15 protein-coding genes are annotated in these 16,871 nt (G+C 66.4%); 11 read left to right on the top strand and 4 right to left on the bottom strand.

Annotated elements, in window-relative coordinates:
- The first annotated feature begins 77 nt into the window (after window positions 1–77).
- Both AC1DBN_RS18225 and AC1DBN_RS18220 read left to right on the top strand, forming a co-directional pair.
- A complete protein-coding gene (locus AC1DBN_RS18225) occupies window positions 78–1,106 on the top strand; it encodes a LacI family DNA-binding transcriptional regulator (RefSeq protein WP_091717048.1) in 1,029 nt (342 codons plus the stop codon).
- Window positions 1,107–2,105: 999 nt separating this feature from the next.
- Entirely contained in the window at window positions 2,106–2,450 is a 345-nt protein-coding gene (locus tag AC1DBN_RS18220) for a hypothetical protein (protein WP_477723825.1), read from the top strand.
- A gap of 42 nt (window positions 2,451–2,492) precedes the next feature.
- Here AC1DBN_RS18220 and AC1DBN_RS18215 read toward each other — a convergent pair whose 3' ends face one another.
- Window positions 2,493–3,992 (bottom strand): SulP family inorganic anion transporter, encoded by a 1,500-nt coding sequence (locus tag AC1DBN_RS18215; protein WP_477723824.1) that lies wholly within the window; start codon window positions 3,990–3,992, stop codon window positions 2,493–2,495.
- Between the two features lie 193 nt (window positions 3,993–4,185).
- On the opposite strand from AC1DBN_RS18215, the gene AC1DBN_RS18210 reads away from it, so the two are divergent.
- Window positions 4,186–4,575, top strand: a complete 390-nt coding sequence (locus AC1DBN_RS18210; protein WP_477723823.1) for a MerR family transcriptional regulator — start codon at window positions 4,186–4,188, stop codon at window positions 4,573–4,575.
- 142 nt (window positions 4,576–4,717) lie between these two features.
- Window positions 4,718–6,319, top strand: coding sequence for a polyprenol phosphomannose-dependent alpha 1,6 mannosyltransferase MptB (mptB, locus tag AC1DBN_RS18205; RefSeq protein WP_091717052.1), 1,602 nt, complete (start codon window positions 4,718–4,720; stop codon window positions 6,317–6,319).
- A gap of 12 nt (window positions 6,320–6,331) precedes the next feature.
- Here the strand turns inward: mptB and AC1DBN_RS18200 are convergent, their stop codons facing one another.
- Together AC1DBN_RS18200 and AC1DBN_RS18195 are read right to left on the bottom strand one after the other, a co-directional pair.
- A complete protein-coding gene (locus AC1DBN_RS18200) occupies window positions 6,332–7,555 on the bottom strand; it encodes a glycosyltransferase 87 family protein (protein ID WP_172829891.1) in 1,224 nt (407 codons plus the stop codon).
- A gap of 61 nt (window positions 7,556–7,616) precedes the next feature.
- The gene (locus tag AC1DBN_RS18195; protein ID WP_477723822.1) at window positions 7,617–8,960 is read right to left on the bottom strand and encodes a glycosyltransferase 87 family protein; all 1,344 of its coding nucleotides are present in this window, start codon (window positions 8,958–8,960) and stop codon (window positions 7,617–7,619) included.
- Between the two features lie 291 nt (window positions 8,961–9,251).
- Between AC1DBN_RS18195 and AC1DBN_RS18190 the strand changes: the two genes are divergently transcribed.
- Together AC1DBN_RS18190 and AC1DBN_RS18185 are read left to right on the top strand one after the other, a co-directional pair.
- Window positions 9,252–9,452, top strand: a complete 201-nt coding sequence (locus tag AC1DBN_RS18190; protein WP_091717056.1) for a hypothetical protein — start codon at window positions 9,252–9,254, stop codon at window positions 9,450–9,452.
- A 316-nt stretch (window positions 9,453–9,768) separates the two neighbouring features.
- The gene (locus tag AC1DBN_RS18185) at window positions 9,769–11,253 is read left to right on the top strand and encodes an FAD-dependent monooxygenase (RefSeq protein WP_477723821.1); all 1,485 of its coding nucleotides are present in this window, start codon (window positions 9,769–9,771) and stop codon (window positions 11,251–11,253) included.
- 103 nt (window positions 11,254–11,356) lie between these two features.
- Here AC1DBN_RS18185 and AC1DBN_RS18180 read toward each other — a convergent pair whose 3' ends face one another.
- Window positions 11,357–12,157, bottom strand: coding sequence for an IclR family transcriptional regulator (locus AC1DBN_RS18180; RefSeq protein ID WP_477723820.1), 801 nt, complete (start codon window positions 12,155–12,157; stop codon window positions 11,357–11,359).
- Between the two features lie 120 nt (window positions 12,158–12,277).
- On the opposite strand from AC1DBN_RS18180, the gene AC1DBN_RS18175 reads away from it, so the two are divergent.
- From AC1DBN_RS18175 to AC1DBN_RS18155, 5 genes are read left to right on the top strand one after another with little or no spacing between them, the layout of a single operon-like run.
- Window positions 12,278–12,787 (top strand): tripartite tricarboxylate transporter TctB family protein, encoded by a 510-nt coding sequence (locus AC1DBN_RS18175; RefSeq protein ID WP_314212496.1) that lies wholly within the window; start codon window positions 12,278–12,280, stop codon window positions 12,785–12,787.
- Between the two features lie 2 nt (window positions 12,788–12,789).
- Window positions 12,790–14,292, top strand: coding sequence for a tripartite tricarboxylate transporter permease (locus tag AC1DBN_RS18170; RefSeq protein WP_314212494.1), 1,503 nt, complete (start codon window positions 12,790–12,792; stop codon window positions 14,290–14,292).
- 53 nt (window positions 14,293–14,345) lie between these two features.
- On the top strand, window positions 14,346–15,356 hold the full coding sequence (locus tag AC1DBN_RS18165) for a tripartite tricarboxylate transporter substrate binding protein (RefSeq protein ID WP_314212492.1): 1,011 nt from the start codon (window positions 14,346–14,348) through the stop codon (window positions 15,354–15,356).
- Window positions 15,357–15,386: 30 nt separating this feature from the next.
- Window positions 15,387–16,016 (top strand): RraA family protein, encoded by a 630-nt coding sequence (locus AC1DBN_RS18160; protein ID WP_477723819.1) that lies wholly within the window; start codon window positions 15,387–15,389, stop codon window positions 16,014–16,016.
- Between the two features lie 44 nt (window positions 16,017–16,060).
- Entirely contained in the window at window positions 16,061–16,840 is a 780-nt protein-coding gene (locus AC1DBN_RS18155; RefSeq protein WP_477723818.1) for an NAD(P)-dependent oxidoreductase, read from the top strand.
- Window positions 16,841–16,871: the final 31 nt, after the last annotated feature.

Here is a 16,871-nt window from a genome sequence, read left to right as displayed (position 1 = left end):
TTGACGCTATTTTGGCTTCTGTTTCCGCGTCAAGGCTTTCGGCCACCGAAAACTTTCGACGACGGGATGGGAAGCGGATGGAGAAGCGCAGCAGGCTGACCCTCTCGGCTGTGGCTCGGCAGGCCGGCGTCTCGGTTCCCACCGTCTCCAAGGTGATCAACGGCCGGCCGGATGTCGCGGCGGAAACCCGGAAGCGGGTCCTCGCCATCCTGGAAGAGTCGGGCTACAGGTCGCCGGTGCAGCACCGCCGCTCCCTCGCTGCAGTCCCGGTGGTGGAGGTGGTGGTCGACTCCCTGAATTCCGGCTACACGGCTGAGGTGCTGGCCGGGATCATGGATTCGGCCACGGCCGGCGGCGTGGAGGTGGTGCTGAGCAGTACAGGTTCGCGCGGGGGAGCGCCCTACCCGGAGCAACGTGCCCAACGCATCGTGGACCAGGGGCGGTGCGGAATGATCGTGGTGACCTCGGCCTTCGGCGACGCGCCGCTGGACGCCTTCCACCGCCGCGGCGTTCCCGTGGTGGTCATCGATCCGCTGAATCCGCCGTCCGAGCAGGTGGTGAGCGTCGGCTGCACCGACTGGGCGGGGGCCAAGGACGCCACGGCGCATCTCCTGTCGTTGGGGCACCGGCGGATAGCGTTCCTCGGCGGTCCTGAAGCGGTGGAGTGCAGCCAGGCCAGGCTGCACGGTTACCTTGCGGCGCTGCGCTCACAGGGAATTGCCGCGGAGGACCGGTACGTCCTGGCCGGGGAGTTCAGGTCCGACGACGGCGCGCGGCGGCTCCGCGACCTGCTGCTGCTCGAGCCCCGGCCCACGGCGGTGGTTGCCGCCAGCGACACCATCGCCTTGGGCGTGATCGCCGAAGCCCTCCGCCAACAGGTCCGGATTCCGCAGGAACTCAGCGTGGTGGGATTCGACGGCATCCGCCAGGCGGAGGAGGCCGTGCCGGCGCTGACCACCGTGGCGCAGCCGCTGCGGGACATCGGCCGCGCGGCCCTCCGGATTATCCTGCGCCAGGTCCAGGGGGAGGTGCCGGACTCCCGCCGGGTTGAACTGGCCACGAAGCTGGTGGTCCGGGAATCGACGGCGGCCCCTCCCGGGGAATAGGCCTGCTGTTCGCCATTTAATTTCTTGGAGCAGAAAAGGGCACCCATTGCCAATTGCGGTAATGGGTGCCCTCGTTCTAATACTGCTTTACCCGTAAATCACACGGCACGATACTCCTGTGGGGAAGAATGCCGTCCCACGTTCAGTGCCGGTATGAAAACCGAAGAGGTTGTAACGGTCAACATTGTAAAAAACGAATGTTCCAGATGGGCGTGCGATGTAAAGCTGGTTGTAGCCGAGGACCGGCGACGTGCAGGAGACGGTATCGGAGACGGATACCGAATAGCTGAGTCCCGCTTGTGCACTGACAGCGCCCGCGGACAATCCGAACCCTCCCGACACCGTGGCTGACATGGTCACGGCACGGGACAGGCTGCAGGTTGCTCCGGGATTCCTGCAGCTCGTCAGAATGTCCGGAGACTCGGTTCCGTACTGCTGGCCGGTTACGGAGACGCGGTATGTGTCCCCCACGGCATCCGTGCCGGCCACTTCTCCCTTGGAAGGCATGACAGGCGCATTAAGGTTCGCAAAGTGGTGTTCTACTGCGGCCTGGACATCGTCACTGGATGGCACCGCCGGCGGCGTTTCGGATGCGTGGGCAGTCCCAGCGAGGCCGAGGCTTAGGCTTACAGAGATTGTGGCTGCCAAAAGAACTCTTCTGATATTCATCTTCCCCCATTTTGTAAATCCATACGATTTCGATGGCGGATAGAGCGTAGCAGGGATATTCGGCGCAATTTCCGTCGTTTATGAATTGACGCCCACGAGGTGTGCTGGTAAATGGCGCCGTCCGTCGTTTTTCATAGCATCAAATTGCCGCATAGATCAAGTCAAGTGGCTTTTGCGGAACCTGTTCCCCGGCAATATCGTAGCTAAGTAGATATTTTCTTTTGAGGTGGGGGAATTATGCCGGTCCGCGGCTCTGTAGTGACGTCCGCAGTTGCAGCCATGGCGATACTGGCGCTGGTGTCATGTACCACGGAGCCGCAGCAGCCGGGCATGGCAATTCTTGACCGGGCAGCTTCAGCCGAAGATGAGGTCCCCGTGTTCGTGGACCTCAAGGGCACGGACCCCTCCACTGTCAGGCTGGCCGCCGATCACGGAGGCTTCAGGTTCTACCTTGCCCGCCCGGACCAGGAGGCGGGATTCTGCCTGATCCAGGTTGCGGACGAAGACAAGGAGCGGTGGGGTTCGGCGTGCGCAACGGACGGCGGGCCCGTGCTGACCACCAATCTTCTGGGGTACGGCAGTGAGGCGGCCGTGCTGGCCGACGGCGAGGATACCGGGGACCTGGTGGGCCAGGGTTATGCCCTGATCCAGGACAACATCCTCGTCCGGCGCTGACTCGCCGCCAAACGCTGGCCCGCGCTCAACTGGTAGGAAGTGTCAGGAGCCGAGGTGCCCGCTGAGGCGGCGGTGGAATCCGGTGCTGCGCTCATCGAGGCCTTCAATGGCCACCGTCGCCCCGTGGTCGCCGTACTTCGTTTCGATGGAGTCGAGGGCGGCGACGGTGGAGGCGTCCCAAATCTGGGCACGGCTGAGGTCGATGGTTACTGACGCGGGGTCGTCGGCGTACGCGAAATGTTCCACGAGGTCGTTGCTGCTGCCGAAGAAGAGCGGCCCCACCACGTCGTAGCGGACGCTTTCGCCGTCGTCCGCAAGCTTCCTGTCCACGCTGATGACGTGGGCCACCCGGCGCGCGAACAGCACCATGGCGAGGACAACGCCCACCAGGACGCCGTAGGCAAGGTTCCCGGTGAACACCACGACTGCCACCGTGACGCCCATGACAAGCGTCTCCGGCAGCGGCATCCGCTTCAGGGTGGGCGGCCTGACGCTGTGCCAGTCGATGGTGGTGACGGCCACCACCATCATCACGGCGGCGAGGGCCACCATGGGAATCTGGCCCATGATCGAACTGAGCCCCGTCACCAGCGCCAGCAGGAACACCCCGGCCACCACCGTTGAGATGCGGGTGCGGGCCTGCCCGGTCTTCACGTTCAGCACGGTCTGCCCGATCATCGCGCACCCGGCGATGCCGCCATAGAAACCGGCAAGGATGTTCGAGACGCCCAGTGCCCAGGACTCGCGGCCCTTGTGCGACGGGGTGTCGGTGATGTCATCCACGAGTTTCGCCGTGAGGAGCGTTTCCATGAGCCCCACGAAGGCCACACTCAGCGCGGTGGGCAGGATCAGCTGGAAGGTCTCAACGTTCACCGGGAAGAGGAACGGCGTAAAGCCGGGCAGCTTGCCCGTGAGGGGCCCCTCGTCAGAGACGTTTGGAACCGCGAGGCCGGCAATAATCGCGATTGCGGTCACGACGACGATCGCCACCAGCGGCGACGGGACCACCTTCGTGAAGCGCGGAAGGATGAAAATGATTGCAAAAGTCAGGGCGAACAGGGCATAAGCGAGCCACGGGACGTTGAGGACGTGCGGCACTTGCGCCATGAAGATCAGCACACCCAGGGCATTCACGAACCCGATCATCACAGAGCGGGGAATGAACCGCATCAGGCGGGCGAGGCCGGCCAGGCCAAATACCACCTGGATAATGCCGGCCAGGAGCACCGTCGGCAGGACGTACTGCACGCCGTGCTCATGCACCAGCGGGGCAATGACCAGGGCCACGGAACCGGCTGCGGCCGTGACCACTCCCGGCCGGCCGCCAAGGATGGACATCGCCAGGGCCAGCACGATGGAGGCGACAAGGCTCACCATCGGGTCGACTCCCGCGACGATCGAGAAGGAGATGACCTCCGGGACCAGGGCGAGTGTCGTCACCATCCCGGCGAGGACCTCGCGGGACAGTTGCCGTGGGGAACGCAGGGCGGTCATCACGGTGATGGGTTGCCGGAAAGGGCGGGGGCGGTCGGCGACGGCCAAGGAGCGGCTCCAGGGACTCGGCTCTGTTGGGAAAGAGCGGTGGGGAACGTTTCTGCGCCACACTGCGCACGGCTCCAGCCCGGTCATGGAAGACAATGGGTGGAGAAGGAATGCACCGGCAACGTCCGGATGCGTGTGCAACACTACCCTAACGTGAGGGTTGACCAGGGTTGGTGACGTGATGGTGAAAGAAATGACCGCCGAAGAAGCGGTGGCAACGATGCATATCGGCGAGCTCGCGGACCGGTCGCAGATGTCGTTACGGACCATCCGGCACTACGACGAGGTGGGCCTGCTCAAACCGTCAGGCCGGACCGAGGGCGGCTTCCGCCTCTACACCGAACGCGACTTCACCCGCCTGCTGGTGATCCGCCGGATGAAGCCACTGGGATTCACCCTTGAGGCCATGGCTGAGCTCCTGCGGGTCATTGACGCGCTGGAAGCGTCCGGGCCCGGCCAGGATGACACCGCCATCAGATCCGAGCTGAACACCTTCATTGAGGAGGCCTCACGGCGCCGCGCCAAGCTGGAGGAACAGCTCGGCATGGCCGATGAGTTCCTGGCACTCCTCCACGCGCAGTAGGGCTTTACGAAAACTGTGGGCAGCCTCCCTGTCGCAGACCGGAGCAGCAGCAAAGCCGGCTGATAAAATGGGCGGGTTGCAGGGCGGCCTTTTCTCGCTGGTCCAGCCAGCGCCGCAACCAGGTAGGGGACCAGACACAATCATGACGGCAGGCGGGTCACACCTCCGGACTTCGGAAAGCCGGCCGGGCACACCGGCAACGGCGTCCGCGCCGGCCAAAGGACGTGCCTACCTTGCCACCATCGAAGGTTTCATCGGCTCCCTGATGATGTTCGTGGGCTCCATCGGCACAGGGTGGATCGCCAACGGCTCACCCATGATCCGCCAGCCCGTGGTTATCGCCCTGCGCACCGAAGGATGGGGCGTCACGGTTTCCACCTTCCTCCTCACCCTCGGCGCCATGCTCCTGATGCGCTCCTGGCTGCGGCTGGGCCAACGGCTCGCGGACTGGGGCAGCAAATCCCTGCGGTCCGTGGTCATTGCCGTGTCCGCATGGTCGCTGCCCCTGATCTTCTGCGTCCCCGTGTTTTCCCGCGACGTCTACGCCTACACCGGCCAGGGGCGGCTGGTCCAGGAAGGCCAGAACCCGTATGAGGTGGGAATCTCCACCCTCAACAACTGGTTCGCACTCGGCGCCGATCCCGCCTGGGCGGAAAACCGCACACCCTACGGCCCGTACTTCCTCTGGCTCGCGCGTGGGGTGGTGGGGCTGACAGGAGCCCAGCCCGACGCGTCGGTCCTGCTCTTCCGCCTGCTGGCCGGCGTCGGCGTGCTGCTCTGCGTCATCTACGTGCCCAAGCTCGCCGAACTGCACGGCATCAACGGTGCCCGGGCGCTGTGGATCACGGTGGCCAACCCGCTGTTCCTGATCAGCTTCATCGCCAGCGCCCACAATGACGCCCTGATGGTGGGGCTGGCGGTCGCCGGCGTGTACTTCGCGGCCACCCGGCGCTACCTGGTTGGCATCCTGCTGGTCACCGCCTCGATCGGCATCAAGCCCATCACCGTGCTCCTGCTGCCGTTCATTGGGGTGATGTGGGCCGGACCGTCGGCGTCCTGGCTCCGGAAGTTCCTGATGTGGGGTGCCACGGCGGGCATCAGCCTGGCCGTCCTGGTGTTGAGCGGCATCCCGTACAACCTGGGCATGGGCTGGACCTGGGCCATCCTGGACACCACCCCGGGCTACACCGGCTACTCGCCCTCAGGCTTCCTGGGACAGCAGGTGGAGTTCCTTGCCAATGTCCTTGGCCTGCCGGGCGGAACCTTCGCCACGTGGCTTCGGACCGGAATGAAGTGGACAGCCATCGGGCTGGTGCTGCTGCTCATGTTCCGCGGCGACTACTCGCGGGCGGTGCGCCGGATGGCGTTGGCGTTCACCGCCGTCGTAATGCTCTCGCCCATCATCCAGCCCTGGTACATCCTGTGGTTCCTGCCGTTCCTGGCCGTCACGGGCATCCGTGACGACTGGCAGATCCGGTCGCTCTACGTGGGTGTCACGTTCTTCGTGGTGTTCGGCGCGCAGGACCAGCTCTCCGTGTGGGGCTTCGTGGAACTGCCCATCCCGCCGTCGTCGCTGGCGTTCGTGACAGCGCTGGCCTTTACGTTTTACCTTCTATTCCTCGACGTGCATACACGCAAGCTGCTCATCGAGGGGCGTCCGCTGGACCTGGCCCGCACGGGCTGGCAGTGGGTGGCGGAGCGTCGGGCCGCCCGCCAGGCTACACGCCGCGCGGGACGTCGCTAGGCCCCAGCCGTTCTAGGCCCCGGCAGTTACGGGAGCGGAGTTCTTCCGTCCCAGCTCGGCGGTCCGCTTCACCGACCACCACAGCAGGACTACCAGCAGCACGTTGCGGGTGGTCAGGATGGCTGCCATCACCGGGTGGGCGTGGATCAACGGAGTGTAGAACAGCGGGTAAATCACGAACGTGGTCATGGCGATGCCCATGAGCAGCGCTGCGGGGACCTTCCAGCGGTTCCAATCGTGCGCGAGGCCGGCGATGATCACCGGGGCCAGCCAGATGATGAACTGCGGCGAGCCCACCTTGTTGAACACGATGAAGGCGGTGACCATCATCAGAGACCCCTCGAGGAACAGTTCCTCGCGTTCGGCGCCGCGCTTCAGTGCGCGGACCAGCAGGACGGCGGCCACCACGGCCGCGAGGATCAGCAGCGGCTGCATGAGGAACGCCGCGGTGCTGGCGCCCGGGCCGTAGACCTCGGTGGAGTTGATGGCCGTGTTGTCCGCCATTTTGGACCCGGCAATGTGGAAGACGCTCAGCCACACCCACGGCGTGGAGAAGGTGGCTTCGAGCTGCATGCCGCGTTCGCCCTGGTTCAGGAGGAAGTCCATGATGTGCGGCAGGCCGCCGGACAGCCACGTTCCCAGGGCCACGGCGGCGGTGACGCCGGCACCGGCCAGGACCACCTGGATGCGCTTGCGGCTGGCGATCACGATGGGCGCCAGGACGGCCGCGGGCCACACCTTGATCCACGTGGCGATGCTGAGCAGGAAGCCGGCAACAACGGGGCGCTCCGCCGCGTACAGCAGCGCGATGAGCACGATCGGGGCGGTGATGCCTTCCACCCGCGCGAAGCTGAGGTAGCCCATGAAGATGGTGAAGAACAGCCACCACCATGCGGGGGCGATGCCGCTGACCTTGCGCGGCCCCCGCGTCAGGTACAGGATCCCGACGGCGTTGAGCGCCGTGATGATCAGGAACCACATGAGCAGGTACAGGCTGGGCCCCGCGATGTTCGCCAGGAAGATGGGCAGCTGGGCCAGCACCGGGTAGACCCACGGGCTGATTTTGCCGTCCAGGTCCTGCGGGTTGTAGCCGTCCGTGGCCCACTGGCGGTACTGCTCCGTGTCGCTGAACGTGTCGCCATTCAGGAAAAAGGACGCCATCCAGCCGAGGAAGTACAGATGCACGACGGCGAAGCCCCACCACACGCTGGACGGCCGGGCGAACCAGTCCACCACCTTCGCCGGGAGCAGTCGGGTGCGGACACTGACCAGGCGGTCAAAGAACGTCGTGGAAATGTCAGGACTCCTTCAGTGCAGGAGCGGAAGCCGGGGTTTTCCTGCCCAGCAGGTACACCCGGCGGACGCTCCACAGGAACAGAACCACCAGCAGGATGTTGCGGATGGTCAGCACCAGCGCCATCCACGGGTTGTTGTGGCTGAGGGCGTCGTAGAAGAGCGGGTAGATGAAGTAGGTGGCCACGGCGATGGCGATGAGCATCACCGCAGGGACGCGCCATTCGCGCCAGCTGTGCGCCAGGCCCACGGCGACGGCTGGGCCAAGCCACACCATGAACTGCGGGGAGCCCACCTTGTTGAAGACCACGAACGCTGCGGCCAGGGCGAGGGCGCCGGCCAGGAGCAGCTCGGTGCGGTCCACGCCGCCGGCCACCTTGTGCTGCTTGCCGTTATGGAGCGCCCAGAAGGTCATGCCGGCCACCACGAGGGCGGCCAGGATGAGCAGCGGCTGCATCAGCACGGACATGGTGGCGGTGCCGGGACCGTCCACCTGCATGGAGTTGATGTCCGTGTTCATGTACATGCGGGAGCCGCCGGCATTCAGGACGGACAGCCAGAGCCACGGGGTGGTGAAGGTGGCTTCGAGCTGCATGCCGCGGTCGCCCTGCTGGGTGAGGAAGTTCAGCAGCTTGGGGACGCTGCCCAGGGCCGCTGCCAGCGCGACCACTGCCGCCGACGTCGCCAGCCCGGCCAGGACCACCACGAGACGGTTCTTGACCACGGCGAAGAGGGCCAGCATGATGGCAGCCGGCCACACCTTCACCCAGGTGCCGATGGCCAGCAGGACGGAGGCGATGAACGGCCGGCCCACCCCGTAGGCCAGGGCCACCAGGACAAGGGGAGCGGTGAGGCCGTCCACGCGGGCGAATCCGAGCCAGCCCATCAGGAAGGTGAAGGACAGCCACCACCAGCCCGCCGGGATGGCGTCCGTGTTGCGGCCGCGTTCGGTCAGTTTGAGCAGGGCCCAGCCGTTGAGGAGGGTGGTCATCAGGACCCAGAGGAAGAAGAAGGGGCCAGGTCCGGCGGCGCCGGCGATGGCCATGGGGATCAGCGCGAGGATCGGGTAGACCCAGGGGCTGGGTCCGCCGGACAGGTTGGCATCGTTGAACCCGGCCATGGCCCAGTCGCGGTAGATGAAGGTATCGCTGAAGGCCTCACCGCGCAGCGACAAAGAGGCCGCGAAGATGAGGAAGACCAGGTGCACCACGATGAACCCGCCCAGCAGCCCGCGGGGCGTGTTCAGCACCGCACGCGCCCTGCCGGGAAGGATGACATTGCGGATCCGGGTGAGATTGCCGAAGAAAGCGTCCGTGGAAATGGCGGGATCCTTGTCAGGTCGTGGCACACATAAGTGGTTGCGCGGGTGGCTGGACGCTGCCGCATGGCAGGCGCACAGCGGCGTCGTTCAGGAACATCGAAGGGCCTGGAACAGTTTCCGCCCGGTTTCAACTCTAATTCACGGCCATTGACCGGCCGTAATTGCATTTGCCGTGGAAAGCGCAATCCCTTGCCTGACCTGCGGTATTTTTCTAAAGTTGCTGGCGGGGGGATGTGTCATGCACCATAGTGCCCAGGCACTGCAGCCTTGGGGAGCGCAGGTTCCACTCCCATCCGCACCACCCCTAAGGCACAACCAATGAACTTTCCCCTGACCTTCACCGTGTCCGACCGCCAGAGCATGGACAGCCAACTGGACGCCGCCGTCTCAGTTGCCAAGAAGCATGCGATGGATTGCCGGCACGGCATCCTGGTAACCCGCCACGGAGTGGACAAGTTCACCGTGGCCCTCAGCGACGCCGTCCCCTTCGGCACCACGCGGGAACACCAGGCCTGGTAGGGCCCTTCCCCTGCACTGGCCGCCGGTCCGAAGCTTGTTCGCAGAACCCCGCCTTCAGGGCTCGGATCTGCGAAGTAGCTTCTGATCCATCAGCTGGTGAGCGCAACAAAAGCGCCTGCCGCCCCTTTCCGAAAGGGGTGGCAGGCGCTTTTTGCGTACGCCGCCCGTTGGCGGTTACTGGCCAACGTGCAAGCTCCTGTAGTTCCAATGTATCGCCTGGGGTGGGGCTTGCGGCAAGGCCCCCGGTGGGCCGGATAATCGTTCGCCGGAGGCCGTGGCATCAGCGCGGCCCCTACGGAGGATGGGGAGCACCGGGATGAAGCACCAGGCAGTGATCGTGGGAAGCGGGCCCACCGGGCTCATGCTGGCGGGGGAGCTGGCGCTCGCCGGGGTGGATGTGGCCGTGGTGGAGCGGCGACCCAGCCAGGAGCTTGCCGGCGCACGGGCCGGCGGTCTGCACTCCCGCACCATCGAGGTGCTGGACCAGCGGGGCATTGCGCAGCGGTTCCTCGCCGAAGGGCAGATGGCCCAGGTGGCGGGGTTCGCCGGCACCCGCTTCGACCTCACCGGGTTTCCCACCCGCCACCCGTACGGGCTCGGGCTGTGGCAGAACCGCATTGAGCGCATCCTGGCGGGCTGGCTGGGCGAGCTGCCCGTGACCTTCCACCGCGGCACTGAGGTGACGGGCGTCGCGCAGGATGGCACCGGCGTCGTGGTCTCGCTGCCGGATGGCCGGACGCTGCACGCGGACTTCGTTGTGGGGTGCGACGGCGGCCGCAGCCTGGTCCGCAAGGCTGCGGGCATCGAATTTCCCGGCTGGGATCCCACCACCAGTGCGCTGATTGCCGAGGTGGAGATGACCGGGCAGCCGGAGTTCGGCGTCCACAAGAACCCGTTTGGCATCCACTCCTTCGGCCGGCGCGAGTACACCATCCAGGACGGCAAGGTGGTGTACGCGGACAGCGGCCCGGTGGCGGTCATGGTCACCGAGGAGCACGTGGGTGCCGGTGAGCCGGGACTGGCCGATCTCAGCGCGGCCCTCACCGCCGTGTGCGGAACCGACTACGGCGCAAACAGCCCCACCTGGATTTCCCGGTTCACGGACGCCACCCGGCAGGCTGCCACCTACCGCAAAGGCCGGATCCTGCTGGCCGGGGATGCGGCGCACATCCACGCACCCGACGGCGGCCAGGGCCTTAACATCGGTGTTCAGGACGCCGTGAACCTGGGTTGGAAGCTGGCGCAGGTGCTCCACGGGACGTCGCCGGAAAGCCTCCTGGACACGTACCACGAAGAGCGTCATCCCGTGGCGGCGCGGGTGCTGCGCAACACCATGGCGCAATCGGCGCTCCGCCGCCCGGACCCCAGGATCACCGCCGCGGGCGAGGTGATGGCCGAGCTGCTGGGGATGGAGGAGCCGCGCCGCCGGTTCGCCGGGATGCAGTCGGGGCTGGACGTGCATTACGACCTCGGCGAAGGCCACCCGCTGCTGGGCCGACGGATGCCGGACCTGGACCTGGAGACGCCGGCCGGACCCCTGCGGACGTACTCGCTATTGCACACAGCACGCCCGGTCCTGCTGAACCTCGGGGCCGCCGGCGCTTTTGACTCCACGCCCCTGCCGCCGGCGGTCCAGCTGGTGGACGCACGCTTCAGGGGCGAGTGGGAGCTGCCGGTCCTCGGATCTGTTGCCCCGCCGTCGGCCGTCCTGGTCCGCCCCGACGGCTATGTGGCCTGGGTGGGGGAGGGCGCTGCTGAGGGCCTCACTGAGGCACTGGGCACCTGGTTCGGGAAAGCCTGACATCAAACTGGCCCGGTTTTGCGGCCGAACGCCCCCAAGGTCCACGGAGATTTCAGGGGCATAGCACCCAAAGCTGGGCCAGTTTGGGCACAGTAGACAGTAATCAGTAGACGGAGCCCTCTAGCAGCTCGGAGAGGCGGCCGGCGGCGCGGCGCAGTTCGGGGACACCGGCTTTCAGTGTGGCCTCGCTGGCTGCCTCCACCGGGCTGGTCAGTGAGATGGATTCGCTGGGCCGGCCGGTGCGGTTCTGGATGGCGATGGCCACCGAGAGGACGCCGGTGGCCCGCTCATCGGAGGAGTAGGCGTAGTCGGTCCCGGGTTCGGGGAGGCGTCCGCGCAGGACCTCTGCGGTCAGGTCCGCGTCTTCCTGGCCGGACGCCACGGCTGCCGTGACCACCTGCTGAAGTTCGTCGTCCGAGGCCGATGCCAGCAGGATTTTCCCTGCGGCGCCGAGCGTCAGCGGCAGCCGCTTGCCCAGCGGAAGGTCGTAGCGCAGCGGCGCCTCACCGTCCACGCGCGCCACCAGGATGCGCTCGAAGCCCAGCCGTGAATACAACGACGCCGTCAGCCCGGTCTGCGAGGCCACCTGCTGCAGGATGGGCCGTGCCGCGACCACGAGGGGATCGTTCTCCAGAAAGCTGCGGGCGGCCGGCAGGACGGCGGGGCCGATCCGGTAGGACTTGTCCGTCTGGCTCACCATCCCGAAATCCTGCAGCACCCGCAGGATCCGCAGGGTGGTGGGCAGGCTCATGCCGCAGTTCCGGGCCAGGTCGCTGAGCCGCTGCGGCCGTTCCGCCCGCTGCAGTTCCGCAAAGACCTCCAGGGCCCTTGAGAGGGAGCGCATGTTCGAGGACTTGGGGCCCTCTTCTGCCGGCCCGGCCGGGATGGAAGTCGTCGTCGCCATTCTTCCATTCTATGTAAGTTCCTTGCGCTTGACAGTCTCTGTGTCTCCTGTCACTATTTCTCAGTACGCAATATAGTTTCATTCTGTGAAATGCAATGACGCGCAGTGAAAAGGAATCCCATGACAACGGAGTCAGTCACGACCAACCCCGGGCGTGAAGGCACAACCCGGGTGGCCCCTTCCGTGCTGGCAGGAATCGGCGCCTTCGCGGCCGTCGGTGTGTATGTCCTCGTCAGCTCCATCAGCCTCGGGCTGTGGACATCCCTCGGCCCGGGTCCGGGCCTCTTCCCCTTTGCCATGGGCGCCGTCCTCGCTGCCATGGCCCTCCTCTGGCTGCTCCAGGAACTCCGCAACCCCAGCGAAACGGCAGCCGGCGTTGACCGCGGACTGGTGATCGCCGTCGTCGCCAGCCTCGTGATCCTCGCAGCCGTCATGGACCTGCTCGGATTCCAGCTGAGCATGTTCGCGTTCCTGCTGTACCACCTGAAAATTCGCGGGCGCAGGACCTGGGTGTCCTCGCTGATCATCGCGGTGGCCGGCAGTTTCGGTGCGTTCTACGCCTTCAACTACGGCCTGAACGTCGCACTGCCGGTGTCCGCCCTTCCCTTCCTGAACGCGATCGGACTCTAGACGTGGATACCCTCAACGAACTCTTCAACGGCTTCGCGGCCGCCATGACCTGGCAGAACCTGCTGTTCGCCTTCCTGGGCTGCCTGCTGGGCACCATCATCGGCGTGCTGCCGGGCATCGGCCCCGTGGCCGGCGTCGCCCTGCTCATCCCGCTCACCCTGAACATGGACGCCACCGGCGCCATCATCATGCTATGTGCCATCTTCTACGGCACCGCCTACGGGGGAACCATCACCAGCGTGCTGCTGAACACCCCCGGAGAAGCAGCCTCCGCCATCACCACCATCGACGGCTACGCCATGACCAAGATCGGCAAGGCAGGCGCCGCCCTGACCATCGCCGCCGTCGGGTCCTTCGTGGGCGGCACCATCGCCACGATCGGCCTGGTGGCCGCCGCCAAACCATTGGGCGAACTCGGCCTGCTGGTGGGTCCGCCGGAATTCTTCGCCCTCATGGTGGTGGGCATCTCGCTCCTGGTGGCCCTCGCCGGCAAATCCATGGTCAAGGCCGTCATCTCCGGCGCCCTGGGCCTGCTGATCTCCATGGTGGGCATCGACCCCGTGGCCGGTGCGCCGCGCTTCACCTTCGGCATGGACCGGCTCCTGGACGGCGTCAGCTTCGTCGCCGTGATTGTGGGCGTCTTCGGCCTCTCCGAACTCCTGTCCCACCGCAAGGGTGACCAGCCCGCCGCGGTGCACGCACCCAACCTGCGCTCGCTGCTGCCCACCGGCAAGGAATGGCTCCGCAGCGCCCCGGCGATGGCCCGAGGCACCGGCATCGGGTTCGGCCTGGGCCTCATCCCAGGCATGACCGGCTCCGTCTCCTCGCTGCTGTCCTACGGCGCGGAAAAGAAGTTCTCCCGCAACCGCCATGAACTCGGCAAGGGCGCCATCGAAGGTGTTGCCGGCCCCGAAACGGCCAACAACGCCCACGCCAACGCGGCGCTCATTCCGCTGTTCACCCTCGGCATCCCGGCCTCACCAACCATCGCTGTCCTGATGGGCGCCTTCCTGCAGCAGGGCCTCACCCCGGGGCCCACCCTCTTCACCGAGAACTCCGAGATCGCCTGGGCCATCATCGCCAGCCTCTTCATCGGCAACCTGATCCTGCTCCTGCTCAACGTCCCGCTCGTGGGGCTCTGGACCTCCATCCTCCGCGTCCCGTCGTCGATCCTCACCGCCCTGATCCTGCTGTTCATGGTGATCGGCGCCTACACCATCAACTTCAGCGTGTTCGATGTCTTCGTGATGATCGGCTTCGGCCTCCTGGGCCTGGCCCTCCGGCACCTGGACATCCCGCTGGCGCCCATGGTGCTGACGCTGGTCCTCGGCCCGCTGATGGAACGGTCACTGCGCGAGTCCCTCGAAATCTCCCAGGGTGACTTCAGCATCTTCACCAGCCGCCCCATCTCCGCTGTGCTGATCGGCCTGGGCGTGCTGATTGTCTTCAGCCCGCTGCTCAAGCTCCGCAAGCCCAAGGCCCTGAACGAAGACCCCGAAACCTAAACCACCGCATTCCCCCCTTGCACCCGAATCCCCACCTTCAAAGGAGAAGAACCATGAAGACCCGTATGCGCCTCGCTGCCGCCCTTGCCGCGGCATCCCTGATTGCACTCACCGGCTGCGGTGCCAACCCCGGAGCCACCGGTGCGGCCGGTGCGGCCAGCGATTTCCCGAAGAAGGGCAAATCGATCGACATCATCGTCGCCTTCGGCTCGGGTGGCGCCGTGGACACCGCCGCCCGGCTCATCCAGCCGGTCCTCGAAAAGGAACTCGGCACCAACGTTGAGGTCATCAACAAGCCCGGCGCCGGCGGCCAGATCGGCTACACCCAGCTGACCAGCGCCAAGCCTGACGGCTACACCATCGGCGCCACCGGATCGCCGTCGGTGGTGGTGTCGCCCCTGGACCCGTCCCGCGGCGCCAAATACACCCGCGAAAGCTTCCAGCCGCTGGGCCGCCAGGTCATTGACCCCACCGTCATCGCCGTCCAGCCGGACAGCCCGTACAAGACCATCAAGGACCTGCTGGACGCCGCCAAGGCCAACCCGAAGTCCATGACCGCCAGCACCACCGGCCTCCAAACGGGCGAGCACTTCGCCCTGGCACAGCTGCAGGAAAACACGGGATCGGAATTCGCTCCCGTCCACTTCTCGGAGGGTGCCTCGCAGGCCACCACCGCGTTCCTCGGCAAGCACGTGGATGTCCTGGTGGCCAACGTCAGCGACGTGAATGACCTCAGCAAGCAGGGCAAGGCCCGCGTCCTCGGCGTCATGTCCGCCGAGCGCGCGCCCTCGCTGCCGGACATCCCCACGTTCAAGGAATCCGGCTACGACCTGACCGCCGGCACCGCCCGAGGCTACTCGGCACCGGCCGGCCTGCCTGAGGACGTTGCCAAGAAGCTCGAAGCCGCCATCCAGAAGGCCATCGAGGACCCCGCCGTAGTGAAGAAGATGCAGGACCTGGGCCTGCAGACCAGCTACCTCAACGGTGCCGACTACAAGACCTTCTGGGCCGGCCAGGAAGAGGACTTCAAGGAAGTCCTCCCGCTGGTCCAGAAAAAAGACTGACCCTGCCCGCCCTGAACGGAAAGATCCATCATGACAACTCCAGCCATCGACGCCACCGACGAGGACTTCGAGCGCCCCGACCAGGCCACCATCGAACGTCTCGCCAAGCTGCCCGCAGCCAACATCGGCGATGCCATGGACCGGCTCGGCGTCGCGGATTCGGCCATCCAGGCAGTCTGGCCGGGCGCAAAGCTTGCCGGTCCGGCCTTCACCGTGTGGACCCGCCCCGGCGACAACAAGGGCATCCACCAGGCCCTGCAGCAGGCCCGTCCCGGAGACGTCATCGTGGTGGCTGGCGGCGGGGACGAGTCCCGTGCGCTCCTGGGCGAGCTGATCGGTGAGCGCGCCATCAACCTTGGCGTGGCCGGCTTCGTCCTGGACGGAGCAGCGCGCGACGCCGAGGCGCTGGGTGAGATTGGCATGCCCGTCTTCGCCAGGGCTACTTCGCCCGCCGGCCCCTACAAGGACGGCCCGTTCAGGCTGGGGACCGCCGTCGCCTTCGGCGGCGTCCCCGTCCTCCCGGGCGACGTGATCGTGGGCGACTCAGACGGCGTGGTGGTCATCCCCCGGGAACAGGCCGCCGCCGTCGCCGAGGCCGCCGAAGCGGTCTTCGCGGACGAGACGAACCGCCGCCACGCCATCGTCGCAGCCCGCAGCTGAACACCAACACCACCAGAACGCCACCAGAAGGAACAGAGCAAACCATGACAGCGTGCACCGTCATCGGCCTCGGCGAAGCCGGAGCCACCTACGCCGCGGCACTGACCGCGGCCGGCCACACGGTCACCGGTTTTGACCCGGTGGCCCCCACCACCCCGGCGGGCGTCACCCGTGCCGCCACGGCAGCGGAGGCATGCACCGGAGCGGACATCGTCCTGGTGATGACCGGCGCCGCAGCCGCCCGCAGCGTGGCCGGGGAGTGCCTGCCCGTGCTCGATGCCGGCAGCGTCTACGCCGACTTCACGTCCTCGTCCCCGGGCGTGATGCAGGAGCTGGGCCAGGTGCCCAGCAAAGCCGGCTTCGCCGACGTGGCCATCCTCGGCCCGGTCTCCGCGCTGGGGGAAAAGACCCCGCTGATGGTGAGCGGTCCCGGCGCCCAGGGCGTTGCCAACCTGCTGGTCCCCCTGGGCGTGCAGGTGGAAATCGCTGACGGCGAGCCCGGGGCGGCGATGGCACACAAACTGCTGCGCAGCGTCCTCATGAAGGGCCTGGCGTCCGTGGTGGTGGAAGCCGTCACGGCCGGAAAGGCAGCGGGCCTGGAGGACTGGATCCGCGGCCAGATCGCGGGGCAACTGGCCGGCGACGGCCAGGCCGTCATCGACCGGTTCCTTACCGGCAGCGCCAAGCACGCCGTCCGCCGGTCGAAGGAAATGCAGGATACCGCCAGCTACCTGTCTGACCTTGGCGTCCCCGCAGAGATGACCACCGCCTCGGCCGCCGCACTGGCCCGCATGGCGCAGGCCACGGAACCGGCCTTGCGCTGACCGCGCAGTCAGGCACAATCAGGAACGGATA

This window comes from Pseudarthrobacter sp. 10T415 (assembly GCF_056394175.1).
This window is presented reverse-complemented; position numbering and strand designations above follow the sequence as displayed.

Bases quoted from the DNA above. Each gene is read 5' to 3' on its own strand.
- AC1DBN_RS18225 (WP_091717048.1), top strand. From the start codon at position 78: ATGGAGAAGCGCAGCAGGCTGACCCTCTCGGCTGTGGCTCGGCAGGCC.
- AC1DBN_RS18220 (WP_477723825.1), top strand. From the start codon at position 2,106: ATGGCAATTCTTGACCGGGCAGCTTCAGCCGAAGATGAGGTCCCCGTG.
- AC1DBN_RS18210 (WP_477723823.1), top strand. From the start codon at position 4,186: ATGACCGCCGAAGAAGCGGTGGCAACGATGCATATCGGCGAGCTCGCG.
- mptB (WP_091717052.1), top strand. From the start codon at position 4,718: ATGACGGCAGGCGGGTCACACCTCCGGACTTCGGAAAGCCGGCCGGGC.
- AC1DBN_RS18190 (WP_091717056.1), top strand. From the start codon at position 9,252: ATGAACTTTCCCCTGACCTTCACCGTGTCCGACCGCCAGAGCATGGAC.
- AC1DBN_RS18185 (WP_477723821.1), top strand. From the start codon at position 9,769: ATGAAGCACCAGGCAGTGATCGTGGGAAGCGGGCCCACCGGGCTCATG.
- AC1DBN_RS18180 (WP_477723820.1), bottom strand. From the start codon at position 12,157: ATGGCGACGACGACTTCCATCCCGGCCGGGCCGGCAGAAGAGGGCCCC.
- AC1DBN_RS18175 (WP_314212496.1), top strand. From the start codon at position 12,278: ATGACAACGGAGTCAGTCACGACCAACCCCGGGCGTGAAGGCACAACC.
- AC1DBN_RS18165 (WP_314212492.1), top strand. From the start codon at position 14,346: ATGAAGACCCGTATGCGCCTCGCTGCCGCCCTTGCCGCGGCATCCCTG.
- AC1DBN_RS18160 (WP_477723819.1), top strand. From the start codon at position 15,387: ATGACAACTCCAGCCATCGACGCCACCGACGAGGACTTCGAGCGCCCC.
- AC1DBN_RS18155 (WP_477723818.1), top strand. From the start codon at position 16,061: ATGACAGCGTGCACCGTCATCGGCCTCGGCGAAGCCGGAGCCACCTAC.